11 protein-coding genes are annotated in these 14,239 nt (G+C 72.6%); 6 read left to right on the top strand and 5 right to left on the bottom strand.

Annotated elements, in window-relative coordinates; all coding sequences use genetic code 11:
* Positions 1 to 8 precede the first annotated feature (8 nt).
* From QF027_RS21230 to QF027_RS21220, 3 genes are all read left to right on the top strand, one after another.
* Positions 9 to 758, top strand: coding sequence for a VOC family protein (locus QF027_RS21230; protein WP_307076303.1), 750 nt, complete (start codon positions 9 to 11; stop codon positions 756 to 758).
* Between the two features lie 170 nt (positions 759 to 928).
* On the top strand, positions 929 to 3,280 hold the full coding sequence (locus QF027_RS21225; RefSeq protein ID WP_306979912.1) for a serine/threonine-protein kinase: 2,352 nt from the start codon (positions 929 to 931) through the stop codon (positions 3,278 to 3,280).
* Between the two features lie 73 nt (positions 3,281 to 3,353).
* A complete protein-coding gene (locus QF027_RS21220; protein WP_307076301.1) occupies positions 3,354 to 3,791 on the top strand; it encodes a hypothetical protein in 438 nt (145 codons plus the stop codon).
* Positions 3,792 to 3,832: 41 nt separating this feature from the next.
* On the opposite strand, the gene QF027_RS21215 is transcribed toward QF027_RS21220, so the two are convergent.
* Genes QF027_RS21215 through QF027_RS21205 form a run of 3 tightly spaced genes read right to left on the bottom strand, consistent with a single transcriptional unit; the run spans position 3,833 to position 6,163 of the window.
* Positions 3,833 to 4,618: an enoyl-CoA hydratase/isomerase family protein gene (locus QF027_RS21215; RefSeq protein ID WP_307076298.1), complete on the bottom strand. Its 786-nt coding sequence runs from the start codon at positions 4,616 to 4,618 to the stop codon at positions 3,833 to 3,835.
* Positions 4,603 to 5,010 (bottom strand): Zn-ribbon domain-containing OB-fold protein, encoded by a 408-nt coding sequence (locus QF027_RS21210; protein WP_307076295.1) that lies wholly within the window; start codon positions 5,008 to 5,010, stop codon positions 4,603 to 4,605. Before QF027_RS21210 ends, QF027_RS21215 begins: the two co-directional genes overlap by 16 nt.
* 1 nt (position 5,011) lies before the next feature.
* Positions 5,012 to 6,163 carry a lipid-transfer protein gene (locus QF027_RS21205; protein ID WP_307076293.1) on the bottom strand — a complete coding sequence of 384 codons (1,152 nt, stop codon included), beginning with the start codon at positions 6,161 to 6,163 and terminating at the stop codon, positions 5,012 to 5,014.
* Positions 6,164 to 6,268: 105 nt separating this feature from the next.
* On the opposite strand from QF027_RS21205, the gene QF027_RS21200 reads away from it, so the two are divergent.
* Positions 6,269 to 7,819, top strand: coding sequence for a FadD3 family acyl-CoA ligase (locus QF027_RS21200; protein WP_307076292.1), 1,551 nt, complete (start codon positions 6,269 to 6,271; stop codon positions 7,817 to 7,819).
* 83 nt (positions 7,820 to 7,902) lie between these two features.
* On the opposite strand, the gene QF027_RS21195 is transcribed toward QF027_RS21200, so the two are convergent.
* Positions 7,903 to 8,091 carry a hypothetical protein gene (locus QF027_RS21195; protein WP_307076290.1) on the bottom strand — a complete coding sequence of 63 codons (189 nt, stop codon included), beginning with the start codon at positions 8,089 to 8,091 and terminating at the stop codon, positions 7,903 to 7,905.
* A gap of 200 nt (positions 8,092 to 8,291) precedes the next feature.
* Positions 8,292 to 11,183, bottom strand: coding sequence for a BTAD domain-containing putative transcriptional regulator (locus tag QF027_RS21190; RefSeq protein ID WP_444876108.1), 2,892 nt, complete (start codon positions 11,181 to 11,183; stop codon positions 8,292 to 8,294).
* Between the two features lie 892 nt (positions 11,184 to 12,075).
* Here QF027_RS21190 and QF027_RS21185 point away from each other — a divergent pair.
* Both QF027_RS21185 and QF027_RS21180 read left to right on the top strand, forming a co-directional pair.
* Positions 12,076 to 13,317, top strand: coding sequence for an amidohydrolase family protein (locus QF027_RS21185; protein WP_307076288.1), 1,242 nt, complete (start codon positions 12,076 to 12,078; stop codon positions 13,315 to 13,317).
* Positions 13,317 to 14,231 (top strand): LLM class F420-dependent oxidoreductase, encoded by a 915-nt coding sequence (locus QF027_RS21180; protein ID WP_307082444.1) that lies wholly within the window; start codon positions 13,317 to 13,319, stop codon positions 14,229 to 14,231. Before QF027_RS21185 ends, QF027_RS21180 begins: the two co-directional genes overlap by 1 nt.
* Positions 14,232 to 14,239: the final 8 nt, after the last annotated feature.

Raw genomic sequence — 14,239 nt, 5'->3', positions numbered from 1 at the left:
TTGGCGGTATGGCCGAAAACAGGGCATCCGCAGACGGAACGGGATACGGCGAGGGCGTCCCCTGCTGGGTGGACGCGCAGCTTCCCGACGTGGCCGCCGGACAGCGGTTCTACGGTGAGCTCTTCGGCTGGACCTTCCACGACCGGCCGGACGCCCACGGTTCCGTGTGGGCCCACCACAAGGGCCGCCCCGTCGCCGCCCTCGCCCACAAGACGGACGGCCGTATGCCCACCGTGTGGACGGTCTACTTCGCCACCCCGGACATCGAGGGCCTCGCCGACCGGATCTGGGCGGCCGGCGGACAGGTCGTCACCGCGCCCGTGCCGGTGGCGGAGCTGGGTACGTCCGCGCTGGTCACCGATTCGGAGGGGGCCGTCTTCGGCCTCTGGGAGCCGGGCAGCCACCCCGGGTTCGGTGTGCGGCACGAGCCCGGCACCTTCGCCTGGGCCGAGCTGTACGCGCGCGACACCGAGGCCGCCAACACCTTCTACGGCGGGCTCTTCCACGACGCCCTCTTCGGACCCGAGGCTCACCCCGACTTCGGCCGCGCCCTCGTCTCCGACGTGTTCCCCGACGAGATGCCGCCCCACTTCCTCGTGCACTTCGGTGTCGAGGACTGCGAGACCGTGCTCGGGACGGTCAACCGGCTGGGCGGGCGGGTCCAGGCGCCGCCATTCGAGACGTCGTACGGAAAAGTGGCGGTCGTCACCGACAATCAGGGGGCGTCGTTCGCCATCCTGGAGCGATCGGAGCGGTAGAAGGTTCCGCTTTGAGGTGAGACATCCCAATTGACCCCGGGTTCGCCACCAGGCCTCCGGCCAGGAAGAATCAGGGTTGCGTGCCGCCACGGCGGTGCGGTGGTGAGACGCTGCACGGGGTCGCGTACATATGTGGGTGGCGCGGCTTGTACGGGGAGGTGGCAGGCAGAGTGGTGGATCAGCTGACGCAGCACGATCCGCGCAGGATCGGGCCGTTCGAGGTGCTGGGACGGCTGGGTGCCGGCGGCATGGGGCTGGTCTATCTCGCGCGCTCGGCGTCCGGCCGGCGGGTGGCGATCAAGACGGTCCGGACGGAGCTCGCCGAGGACCAGCTCTTCCGGGTCCGCTTCACCCGTGAGGTGGAGGCAGCCCGGGCGGTCTCCGGTTTCTACACGGCCGCCGTGGTCGACGCCGACCCGCGCGCGGCCGTGCCGTGGCTGGCCACGGCGTACGTCCCCGCGCCCTCCCTCGAAGAGATAGTGAACGACTGCGGACCGCTCCCGGCCCAGGCGGTGCGCTGGCTCGCGGCGGGCGTCGCGGAGGCGCTGCAGTCCATCCACGGCGCCGGGCTGGTCCACCGTGACCTCAAGCCCTCCAACGTCCTGGTGGTCGAGGACGGCCCCCGGGTGATCGACTTCGGTATCGCCTCCGGTGTCTCGAACACCCGTTTGACGATGACGAACGTCGCCGTCGGCACCCCCGCCTACATGTCCCCCGAGCAGGCGAAGGACTCCCGCAGCGTCACCGGTGCCAGCGACGTCTTCTCGCTCGGCTCCATGCTGGTCTTCGCCGCCACCGGCCACCCGCCCTTCCACGGCGCCAACCCGGTCGAGACGGTCTTCATGCTGCTGCGCGAGGGCCCCGACCTCGAGGGCCTCCCGGACGAGCTGCGTCCGCTCATCGAGTCCTGTATGCAGATGGAGGCCACCGGGCGTCCCAACCCGGCCGACCTCCAGGCCCAGCTGGCACCCCACCTCTTCGGCTCCGGTTCCGACGACAGCGGTACGGCGTCGGCGTGGCTGCCCGAGAAGGCCGTGGCCATGATCGAGTCGCGGCGCGGCGGGCGCCCGGCGCCCACCCAGGCCGGTGGTGCCCGCAGCGGAGGCGGCCGCCCCGCCGCCGTACCGCCGCCGCCCGCCTACGACCCGCCGCCGCCCGCTCCCGTCCCCGTCGGCGCCCCCGACGCCGGCCCCGTGCGCCTCGCGGGGGCCCAGGTGCCCATCGGGCCCGGGCCGCGCGTCGCCGACGCCCGGGCCGCCGCCGTGAAGGCGCCCCCGCCGGAGGCCGGCCTGGTCGCCACCTGGACCCGGCCGCGCCCCGGCGTCAACGGCACGGAGCCCGCCGTGGGCCCCGCCGTACCGGCACCCCCGCCCGCGCCGCCGGAGAACTCGGGCGGCTGGCGGCCCTGGCGGTTCCGCATGTCGAACGACGTGTGGGGCACCCCGGCCGTCGCCGGGGACCTCGTCTACGTCACCTCCTTCGAGGTGCACGCCCTCGACGTCGGCACCGGCCGCCGTCGCTTCAAGACGCGGGACGTGGCCTGGTCGATGGCGGTCGCGGACGGCCGTATCCACGCCTCCGACGGCCCTACGCTCTTCGCCCTCGACGCCCGCGAGGGCGCCGACCAGTGGCGGCTGAGCACGGACGCGTGGGTGTACTCCCTCAAGGCCGAACGCGGGACGGTGATCACCGGGACCCGCGGCGGCGGCGTACAGGCATGGGAGGCCGCCACCGGCCGGAAGCTCTGGGAGCTGGCCGGCTGCCAGACCGACTTCGAGTCCCCCGAGGCCGGCCCCGCGCTCCACGAGGGCACGGTCTACGTCTGGCAGGAGGGCCGCCTGCGGGCCCTGGACGCCCGCACCGGCGAGGAGCGCTGGGCGTTCCCCATCGGCGACGCGGCCTCCTGCGGCGGGGTGCCGGTCCGGGTGGCGCAGGCCCACGACGGGTTCGTGTACATCTCGGCCGGGACGCGCGTCATGGCCCTCGACGTGGCGAGCGGACGGGTGCGCTGGCACTTCGAGGCCCCGGCGGTCTTCCTGTGCCCGCCGACCTTCGTGCCGGGGGCCGCGGTCACGGGCGGCGGGGTGTACCTCGCCGACTACCTGGGCACGGTCTACGCCCTCGACGCGACCGACGGCCGCGACCGCTGGCGCATCGCCACCGAGGCCCGGGCGTCGGTCGAGCCGGTGCTGGTGGCCGGGGGACATGTCCATGTGGGCAGCGGCAAGGGGCTGTACACGCTGGACGCGGTCACCGGTACGCCGAAGTGGCGGTTCCAGGCGGGCGGGGACATCGTGGGGGCGCCCGCGGTGGCCGAGGGCCGTATCCACTTCGGGTCCACCGACCATCTGCTCTACACCCTGAAGGCCGACGACGGCCGCCTGCGCTGGAAGCTCGCGACCGGCGGGGAGATCACCGGGTCGCCGGTGGTCAAGGACGGGGTCGTGTACGCGTGCAGCAAGGACCGTTGCGTGTACGCGCTGGACGCGGAGAAGGGGACGGGGACGGCCAGGGCCACCTGAGCGCGATGTCGGAGGCCCCCGTTAGAGTGATCGCATGCATTCACGGGGGCGTGTTCTCAGGTTTACGGCAGTCATGGCAGCGGTGGTGCTCGCGCTGACCGGTTTCTCCAGCGGGCACAAGAGCAGCGGGCGGCACAAGAGCAGCCACAGGGACAGTGACAGCGGCGGTGGCTGCAGCAGTTCCCGCCAGAACCACGACAGCTATACACCCCGCACCACCAGCACCCACCGCAGCTCGGCACTCAGGGACGGCACCGCGCTGGTGGTGAGCTGCGCGACGAAGGCGACCCCCTACGCGACGGTCGAGGTCACCAACCCGAACAGCCGCCAGGCCACCTTCGAGGTCGAGTTCGCCTTCGCGGACGCGGCAGGCACGGCGCTGAGCTCGCAGACCAAGCGGATCACGGTGCCCGCGAGGGGCACGTCGAACATCCAGGTGAAGGCGAGCCAGTCCCTCCTGGCCGAAATCGACCACTGCCAGGTCGAGCCGGAAGCCGACCTGGTGAACTGAACCACGGGGCGAGCACACGCCTGCATGGGGCACCGAAATTGCTAACGCAATCTGAATCCGGACTGCCGGGAACGGAACAGTTCGGCCTGCCGGTCCAGGGGGAGGTTCCCGAGGGAGACAAGGTGCGGTGCCTGCGCGAAGCCCTGTTTCACGGCGGCCTCTTTGGCGGCCCAGAGCGCGCGGACCGTGCCCTGCACCCCTTCCGGCGGATACCCGGCGATGACCTCGGCGGCGGCGGTCGCGGCGGCCAACGCCCCGCCCGGTGACGTGAGTTCGGTGACGAGCCCGATGGCGTGGGCGCGCTCGGCGGAGAGCCGTTCCGCCGTTCCCATCAGCGCCAACCGCGCGGCCTCCCCGTGCGGCATGACCTGCGCCATGAGCACCGACTCGTAGGCGCTGACCATCCCGTAGGTGGTGTGCGGGTCGAAGAACGTGGCGGCCGGGTCGGCGACCAGGAAGTCGCTCTCCCCCAGCAGGTAGAAGGCGCCACCGCAGGCCATCCCGTTCACGGCGGCGATGACCGGTTTCCACAGGTCGTTGGACTTCGGGCCGATGTGGAGGAGCGGATCATCCGCCATGTAGGGGGAGCCCGGCTGCGGGACCTCGGCGTTCCGGTCCAGGCCCGTGCAGAAGGCCCGCTCCCCGGCACCGGTCAGGACCACGGCCCGTACGGAGTCGTCGAAGCGCAACTCACGCCAGGTGGCGATGAGTTCGTCCCGCATGCCCAGATCGACGGCGTTCAGCCGGTGCGGCCGGTCCAGGGTGACGACGGCGACACCGGTGTCCTTGTCGGCGGTGACCCGCAGGCCGGTCACGACAGCACCCACTGCGGAAGCCCGTCGGCGAACACCACGTGCACCCGGGCGCCGATCCGGATCCGGCCCGGATCGAGGGAGTTCAGCGGTGCCCCGGCCACGGTGACCAGGTTCCCGACCAGCCGTATGCGGGGAGCCTCCTCCAACGCGACGACGACCACGTTGTACGGCGCCTGCGCCGCGTAGTCGGGCAGGAGGGGCGGGTGGGGGACGACGTAGGACCAGACGCGGCCGCGGCCGGAGACCGGGCGCCACTCCTCGGCGAACGACTGGCAGTGCGGGCAGCAGGGCCGGGGCGGAAAGCGGAGTTCCCCGCAGTCGGCGCAGGCCTGGACGCGCAGTTCGCCCCGGGCGGCGTACTCCCAGAAGGGGGCGCCCGTGGCGTCCTTCACCGGTTCGAGCATGTCAGCTCCTGTTGGTCAGCAGCAGGGCGGAGGTGGGGACGCCCTCGCCGGCGGTGACGAGGCAGGTGGTGGCGTCCGGTACCTGGGCGGTACTGGTCCCGCGCAGCTGTCGTACGCCCTCGTCGATGAGGTTGAAGCCGTGCACGTAGGCCTCGGACAGTCCCCCGCCCGACGTGTTGATCGGCAGCCGTCCGCCGATCTCCAGGGCCCCGCCCTCCGTGAAGGAACCGCCCTCTCCGCGACCGCAGAATCCGTAGCCCTCCAGGGAGAGCGGGACGAGGGAGGTGAACGCGTCGTAGATCTGGGCCACGTCGACGTCCTGCGGGGTGAAGTCGGCGTGCTTCCACAGGTGTCGGGCGGCGGTCCAGGCGGGGCCGGTGAGCGGGTCGTCGTTCCAGTAGTTGACCATGCCGTGGTGCTGGGCGGGCAGGCCCTGGGCGGCGGAGTGGACGTAGACGGGGGTGCTCGGGCAGTCGCGGGCGCGCTCCCGGCCGACCAGCACACAGGCCAACGCCCCGTCCGTCTCCAGGCAGTTGTCGAAGAGGCAGAGGGGTTCGCTGATCCAGCGGGAGGACATGTACATCTCGCGGGTCAGGGGGCGGTCGTACATGATCGCGGCGGGGTTCTGGTTGGCGCGGTTGCGGCAGGCGAGGGCGACGTTGAAGAGGTGGTCGCGGGTGGCCCCGTACTCGTGCAGGTAGCGGCGGGTGAGCATGGCGATCTCGTCGGCGGGGCGGAGCAGGCCGAAGGGTCTCGTCCACTGGGCCGGGGTGGGGAGCTGGACGGTGGTGTTGGTCCAGGGGCGGGGCCCCGAGCCGCGCTTCCGCGACCGCCAGGCGACGCCGACGCTCGCCTGGCCGCTCGCTATCGCCGCCGCGAGATGCGCGACCGTCGCGCACGAACCGCCGCCGCCGTAGCCGACCTTGCTGAAGAACGTGAGGTCGCCGAGGCCGACGGCCTTGGCCAGCTCGACCTCGTCCGTCTCCTCCATGGTGTACGAGGCCAGGGCGTCGACCTCGCCGGGGGCGATCCCGGCGTCGTCGAGGGCGGCGAGAACGGCCCGGCAGGCCAGGGTTCGCTCGTCCTCGGCGAGGTGTCTGGCGAAGGGGGTCCGTCCGATGCCGACGATCGCCGTGGCGTCCTTGAGGGTCACGCTGCTCGCACCTCCGCACACTGTGAGGCCTGCTGACAGCCCGTCAGGCTACAGCTAATCTGACGGGTAGTCAGCTAGCGTGTTGCCGCTTTCGGGGAGGCCGATGTGGAGTGGCGGAGCATCCCGGAGCTGGTCGCCCGGGCCGCGGAGCGGTACGCCGCCGCGGAGGCGGTCGTGGAGGGCCGCAGCCGGGTCACGTACGGCGAGTTGGGCGCCCGCGTGGAGCGGGCGGCGGCCGCCTGCATCGCCAACGGCGTGCGGCCGGGTGACCGGGTGGCCGTCTGGGCCCCCAACTCCCTGGACTGGATGGTCTCGGCGCTGGGCGCGGTGTCGGCGGGCGCGGTCCTGGTGCCCCTCAACACCCGCTTCAAGGGCGCCGAGGCGGCGGATGTGCTGCGCCGGAGCGGGACCCGGCTGCTGTTCGTGACCGGCACCTTCCTGGGGACGTCGTACGTGGCGTCCCTGCGCCGGGCCGTCGCGGAGGGTCCGGCACTGCCAGAGCTGGAGCAGGTGGTGGTGCTGTCGGACGACGCCCCGGCGGACTTCCGTACCTGGAAGGACTTCCTGGCGAGCGGGGACGGGGTCGGTCAGGCCGAGGCGCGGGCCAGGGCCTCGGCGGTCGAGGGGTCCTGGCCCTCGGACATCGTCTTCACCTCCGGGACCACCGGCCGCCCCAAGGGCGCGGTGATCACCCACGAGCAGACCTTGCGGGCGTACGACGTCTGGTGCGAACTGGCCGGGCTGCGGCAGGGCGACCGCTACCTGATCGTGAACCCCTTCTTCCACACCTTCGGTTACAAGGCCGGAGTGATCGCCTGTCTGATGCGCGGGGCGACGATGATCCCGCAACCGGTGTTCAACGTCGACACCGCGCTGGCGAACATCGCGGCGGAACGGGTCTCGGTGCTGCCGGGCCCGCCGACCCTCCACCAGTCGCTCCTCGACCATCCGGCGCGCGATTCCCACGACCTGTCCGCGCTGCGCCTGGTGGTGACGGGTGCGGCGGTGGTGCCGCTCAGGCTGGTCGAGCAACTGCACGGCGAGCTGGGCGTGGAGACGGTCCTGACCGCGTACGGCCTCTCGGAGGCGAGCGGCATCGTGACGATGTGCCGGCGCGGCGACCCGCTGCCGGTGATCGCGTCGACGTCCGGGCGGGCCATCCCCGGGACGGAGGTACGGGTCGAGGCACCGCCCGGCGAGCCCGGCGAGGTCCTGGTCCGCGGCTTCAACGTGATGCGCGGCTACTACGAGGACGAGGCGGCCACCGCCGAGGCCGTGACGGAGGACGGCTGGCTGCGCACCGGTGACATCGGCGTCCTGGACGCGGCGGGCAACCTGCGGATCACCGACCGGCTCAAGGACATGTTCATCGTGGGCGGCTTCAACGCCTACCCGGCGGAGATAGAGCAACTGCTCGGGCTGCACCCGGCGGTGGCCGACGTGGCGGTCGTCGGCGTGCCCGACGCACGGCTCGGCGAGGTCGGCAAGGCGTACGTGGTCCGCCGCCCGGGCTCGGTCCTCACCGCCGACGACCTGATCGCCTGGGCCCGCCGGGAGATGGCGAACTACAAGGTGCCGAGGTCGGTGGAGTTCGTGGCGGCGCTGCCGCGGAACGCGAGCGGGAAGGTGGTGAAGGGGGAGCTGCGCCGGTTCTGAGTGACCGGCCCCGGACATGCCTCGGCCGCGACGGCTCCCCCTCCGCGCCGCCGCGGCCGATCCCCGTGCGAGGTAAGTCCTTGTCAGGCCTCTTCGTCCGTGGCGTGGTTGTCGAGCGGCTTGACCGTGCCGTCCGTCGTGCCGACGGCCAGGGTGACGACCTTCTCGGCGCCCGTGGCGTGGTTGTCGAGCGGCTTGACCTCGTCCTCGGTCCCCGTGGCGTGGTTGTCGAGCGGCTTGACCGTGCCGTCCTGCTTCTCGGTTGCACTCATGGGTGGTGACTCTCCCGTTTGTGTGATGGGCGAAGCCCGCCCGGCGACTCCCCCGAGGGCCGCCGGGCGGGCATGTCAGGGTCGGTAACCCTAGCGATGGAGACCACCGCTGACCCGTCTGCCCCCCGACGCGACGGATCGACAACCTGAGGGTGCCGTGCGGCGATAAACGAACGATGAACGCCGGTCCGCCGGGCGCCCTACACGGTGGCCGACGGGGTGAGCAGGAGCCGTACGTCGGCCGCCTCCGGCGAGCCCAGCTGCTCGAAGATGCCGAGCGCCTCCTCCCAGCACGCCTCCGCCCGGCCGGGCTGCCCGAGCCCGCTGAGGGCGCGGCCGAGGACCGTCAGGACGTTGCCGCGCCGCCACTCGCCGCCGATGCCCCGCAGTACGGCCAGGGCCTGCTCGGTCAGGGCGGCGGCCTGCGCGGGCCTGCGGCCGACGAGGTGTGCCTCGGCGAGCCGGAAGAGCGTCATGCCCTCCCACAGTCGCTGCCGGCTGTCGCGGAAGACCTCGAGCGCCTCCGTCAGCCGGTCCACGGCGGCGTCCAGGCGCCCCTGCCCGGTGAGCGCCAGGCCCAGCGCGTACCGGCCGTTCGCGCCGCGCAGGGCGTGCCCGAGCCGGTCGTAGATGGCGATGCCCTGCTGGGCGAGTTCCACGGCGCTGGTGCTCTGCCCCATGGCCAGGTGGATGCGGGAGAGGTTGCACAGCGCGCTGGCCTCGCCCGCGAGGTTCCGGTCGAGCCGGAAGCTCTCGATGGCCTCCTTCAGATACGCCTCGCCCTCGGGGTGACGCCCTTGGTAGAGCGCGATGATGCCGCGGTCGTTGGCCGCCCAGCAGCGGGGCGCCAGGTCGTCCGCCGCGCGGGCGAGGTCCATGGCCAGCCGGGCCTCCGCGTCGGCCTGCTCGAAGCGGCCGGCGACGAGGTGGACGGCGGTCAGGGTGGTGAGCGCACGCGCGCGGCTGCGCGGGTCGTCCGCCGCGTCGGCCGCGTCCCGCAGGGCGACGGCGGCGACCTCGTACTGCTTGGAGTTGGCCCCCGACTCGGCCAGGTCCTTCGCCACCCACAGCAGATCCACCGCGCGCCGCAGCAGGGCCCCCTTCGCGCACTGCTGGACGAAGGCGAGCAGGGCGTTGGCCTCCGCGTACAGCCAGTCCTGGGCGGTGTGGCGGTCCGCGAAGGACAGCCCGGGGTAGCGGATCTCCTCCAGGTGCTCCACCAGCCGGTCGCCGGGACGCTCGATGGCGTACACGGCGGCCGCGGTCGAGAGATAGAAGTCCAGCAGCCGGGACAGCGCCGCCTCCCGCTCACTGGGCGGCCACTCGTCGCGTTCGGCGCACGCACGCGCGTAGAGCCGTACGAGATCGTGGAACCGGTAGCGGCCGGGCGCCGCCGACTCCAGCAGCGAGGTGTCGACCAGGGCCTCCAGAAGGTCCTCGGTGTCCTCGACGGGCAGGTCCAGTACGGCGGCGGCCGCGGCGAGCGAGATGTCCGGGCCGTCGGCGAGGCCCAGCAGGCGGAAGGCGCGGGCCTGGGCGGGCTCCAGCTGGCCGTAGCCGAGTTCGAAGGTGGCCTTCACCGCGAGGTCGCCGGCCTGGAGTTCGTCGAGGCGGCGGCGTTCGTCGGCGAGCTTCGCCGCGAGGACGGAGACCGTCCAGGTGCGGCGGGCCGCCAGGCGGGAGGCGGCGATGCGGATGGCGAGCGGGAGGAACCCGCAGGCGGCGACCACGTCGAGGGCGGCCTTGCGCTCGGAGGCGACCCGTTCCTCGCCGACGATCTTGGTGAACAGCTGGAGGGCCTCGTCGGGGGACATCACGTCCAGGTCGACCAGGTGGGCTCCGGCGAGGTCGACCATGCGGACCCGGGAGGTCACCAGGGCCGCGCAGCCTTCCGTGCCCGGCAGCAGGGGCCGTATCTGGGCCGCGTCGCGCGCGTTGTCGAGCAGGACCAGGACCCGGCGGCCGTCGAGGACCGAGCGGTACAGGGCGGACCGCTCCTGAAGGGAGTCCGGGATCGCGGAGTCGGCGGTGCCGAGGGCTCTGAGGAAGGCGCCGAGGACCGTCTCCGGCTCGGCCGCCCGGGACCCCGCGCCCTGGAGGTCGACGTAGAGCTGCCCGTCGGGGAAGGCCGCGCGGCACTGGTGGGCCACGTGCACCGCGAGGGTCGTCTTGCCGACGCCGCCGATGCCGGCCAGCGCGGAGACCGCCATCACGCGGCCCTCGGAGCCTGAGGCGAGCACCTGGCTCAGTTCGGTGACGAAGGACGCGCGGCCGGTGAAGTCCGGGACCGTGGCCGGTAGTTGGGCGGGCCGGACGGGGGCGGCGACCGGTTCGGGCTGCGGGGAGGAGGGGGCCGCGAGGCCGGGGTCGGCCTGGAGGATGCGCTGCTGGAGTTCGCGCAGGCCGGGACGGGGGTCGACGCCGAGTTCGTCGGCGAGCAGGCGGCGGGTGTCGGCGTAGACCGCGAGGGCCTCCGCCTGGCGGCCGGAGCGGTACAGGGCCAGCATGAGCAGCTCGCGCAGGCGCTCGCGCAGGGGGTGTTCGGCGGTGAGGGCGGTGAGTTCGGAGACCGCCTCCGCGTGGCAGCCCTGCTCCAGGTCCATGTCGAGGCGGGTTTCGAGGAGTTGCAGCCGCCACTCCTGAAGACGCACGCGCTGTGCCTCGGCGTACGGCCCCGGCACTCCCGCGAGCACCTCGCCGTCCCACAGGGCCAGCGCCCGGGTCAGCGCGTCCCGCGCATGGCCCAGGTCCCCGGTGCTGCGGGCCTTCTCCGCCTCGGTGGCGAGTTCCTGGGCGGCGGCCAGGTCGAGCGCGTCCTCGCCGAGCCCGCGGATCGCGTAACCGCCGGACTCGCTGACCAGGATCCCGGGGCCGAGGATCTTGCGGAGCCGGGAGGCGTACGTGCGCACGGCGGCCAGGGCCTGGGAGGGCGGTTCCTCGCCCCACAGGGCGTCGATCAGCTCGGCGGCGGTCGCGGTACGGCCCTCGCGCAGCAACAGGGCGGCGAGCAGCGCGCGTTGCTGGGGTGAGCCGGTGTTCAGCACCTCCTCGCCACGCCGGGCACGCACCGGCCCGAGCACGCTGAAGCGCAGCGGTGCGGGCGCCGTCGCGGGGTTGGTGTGCTGCTCGGATCCGGTGGCGGGGTTGGTGTGGTGCGCGGCTCCGGTGGCGGGGTTGGTGTGTTGGCCGGCTCCGGTCGCGGCGCCCGGGCTATCCCCGACTTCCGCCACGGGGCCCGCATGTTGCCCGGCTCCCGCCGCAGGGTCCGTGTCCTCTCCGACTCCCGTCGCGGGGTTGGTGTGTTGTCCGGCTCGCGCCGCGGGGTCCGTGTGCTGCTCGGCTCCGGTCGCGGGGCTCGCGTGTCGCGCAAGTCCCGCCGCCGAGTCTGTGTCCTCTCCGACTCCCGTCGCGGGGTTGGTGTGTTGTCCGGCTCGCGCCGCGGGGTCCGTGTGCTGCTCGGCTCCGGTCGCGGGGCTCGCGTGTCGCGCAAGTCCCGCCGCCGAGTCTGTGTCCTCTCCGACTCCCGTCGCGAGGTTGGTGTGTTGACCGACCCCCGCCGCGAGGCCCGCATGTTGCCCGGCTTCCGCCGCAGAGCCCGGGCCCTCCCCGACTCCCGCCACGGGGCCCGCATGTTGCACGGCTCCGCTCGCGGGGTCCGGGCCCTCCCCGATCCCCGCCGCGAGGCCCTCGTACCCCCCGGCCCCCGCCACGGAGCCCGTGTCCTCCCCGGCCCCCGCCGAGGAGCCGGGACGCCTCTGCTCCGGCACCCGCGGTACACCGTCCATCGCCGTCCCCCTAGGGCCTGTTTACAACTCGGTCAGTTTGCCTTGTCCATGGCGGATGCGTCAGCTGTGGGGAGGCTGATCACAGATGGGCGCGCGGTATATCACAAGGCCCTCACTCTCTCTCCGCACACTTCCGCACGGGAACCGTCGGCATCGGCCGCCGCACACCTAGCTGACGGGCCGTCAGATCGGCGCTACCGTGAGCGCCATGGAGACCACGACGGCACTTCCGAAGATCATCTCCGTCGACGACCACACGGTGGAGCCCTCCGACGTCTGGCAGAACCGGCTCCCGAAGAAGTACCTCGACACCGGCCCCCGCATCGTCCGCGCCCCGCTCAAGGAGATCAGCTTCCTGGGCGGCCGCTTCAAACCCGTGATGGGCGCCCCCGGGGACGACGGACCCCTCGGCGACTGGTGGCTGTACGAGGGACTCCAGCGCCCCCTCACCCGTCTCGACACGGCGGTCGGCTACAGCAGGGACGAGATCAAGCTGGAGGTCATCACGTACGAACAGATGCGCCCCGGCTCCTACGACGTCCCGCAGCGCCTCGCCGACATGGACGTCAACCACGTCCAGTCGGCCGTCTGCTTCCCGACCTTCCCGCGTTTCTGCGGCCAGACCTTCACCGAGGCCAAGGACCACGAACTGGGCCTGCTCTGCGTCCAGGCCTACAACGACTGGATGGTGGAGGAGTGGTGCGGCCCCGACGCGCAGGGCCGGCTCATACCGCTCACCCTGATCCCGCTCTGGGACGCCGAGCTGGCCGCCGCGGAGGTCCGCCGCAACGCCGCCCGAGGCGTTCGCGCCGTCGCCTTCTCCGAGATACCCCCGCACCTGGGCCTGCCCTCCGTCCACTCCGACGACTGGGACCCCTTCCTCGCCGCCTGCGACGAGACCGGCACGGTCATCGCGATGCACATCGGCTCCAGCAGCCGTATGCCCTCCACCTCCGCCGACGCCCCGCCCGCCGTCGGCTCCACGATCACCTTCGCCAACTGCTGCTTCTCGATGGTCGACTGGCTGATGAGCGGCAAGTTCGAGCGCTTCCCGAACCTGAAGATCATGTACGCCGAGGGTCAGATCGGCTGGATCCCCTACATCCTGGAGCGCGCCGACGTGGTCTGGGAGGAGAACCGCGGCTGGGGCGGCGTCGCCGACAAGGTCCACCGCCCGCCGTCCGAGCTCTTCACCGAGCACGTCTACGGCTGCTTCTTCGACGACGCGTTCGGCCTGAAGAACCTCGCCGCGATCGGCGTGGGGAACGTGCTGTACGAGACCGACTACCCCCACTCCGACTCGACGTGGCCCAAGTCGAGGGAGGTCGGGGAGGCCCAGATGGGGCACCTGGACGCCGACGTGGTGGAGCGGATCGTCCGCGGCAACGCCATCGACCTGCTCGGCCTCACCCCGGACGGCCTCTGGGACGGCCCGAAGTGATCGAGTACGGCATCCAGCTCCCCGTCCAGTCCCAGAGCACGATCTACGCCGAGCCCTGGGAGGCCGGCGCCGGGCCTGAAGACCTCGCCGAGGTGGCCGGGGCCGCCGACCGTGCCGGGTTCGCGTACATCGCGGCCTGCGACCACGTGGCCGTCCCACGCCGCCTCGCCCCCGCGATGAGCACGGTCTGGTACGACCCGGTCGCCACCCTCGCCTTCCTGGCGGGCGTGACCGAACGGGCGCGGCTGCTGAGTCATGTGGCGGTGGTCGGGCTGCGGCACCCCCTGCTCACCGCCAAGCAGTACGCCACCCTCGACCATCTCAGCGGCGGCCGGCTGATCCTCGGCGTCGGCGCCGGACATGTGCAGGAGGAGTTCGAGGCGCTCGGGGTCGACTTCGCGGGTCGCGGCGCCGTCCTCGACGAGTCGATCGACGCGCTGCGAAAGACCCTGGGGCCCGAGGAGTACCCCGAACACCACGGCAAGCTCTACGACTTCGAGGGCCTCGGCCAGCGGCCACGGCCCGTGCAGTCCCGCGTACCGGTGTGGGTCGGCGGGTCCTCTCCGGCCGCCGTACGCCGGGCCGCGCTCAAGGGTGACGGGTGGCTGCCCCAGGGGGACCCCCGGGACCGGCTGCCCGCACAGATCGAGCGGATACGGCGGCTGCGCGCGGAGGCGGGCATCGAAGGGCCGTTCAGCGTCGGGGCCATCGCCGAGCCGCTCTACGTCGGCACGCCCACGTGGGACGTCGGCAGCCGGACGCTCAGCGGCGCGCCCGACGCACTCGCCGCGTCACTGCGTGCCTACCGCGCGATGGGCGTGGACCAGATCCAGGTGCGCTTCCGCAGCCGCGGACGTACCGAACTCATCGACCAGATCTCGGCGTTCGGCGCCGACATAGGCCCCCACCTCTGAGGAGTCAC

It is taken from the genome of Streptomyces canus, from assembly GCF_030816965.1.
Taxonomy (GTDB): domain Bacteria; phylum Actinomycetota; class Actinomycetes; order Streptomycetales; family Streptomycetaceae; genus Streptomyces; species Streptomyces canus_E.
Note: the sequence above shows the minus strand (reverse complement) of the source record. Positions and strands in the feature narration are given on the sequence as shown.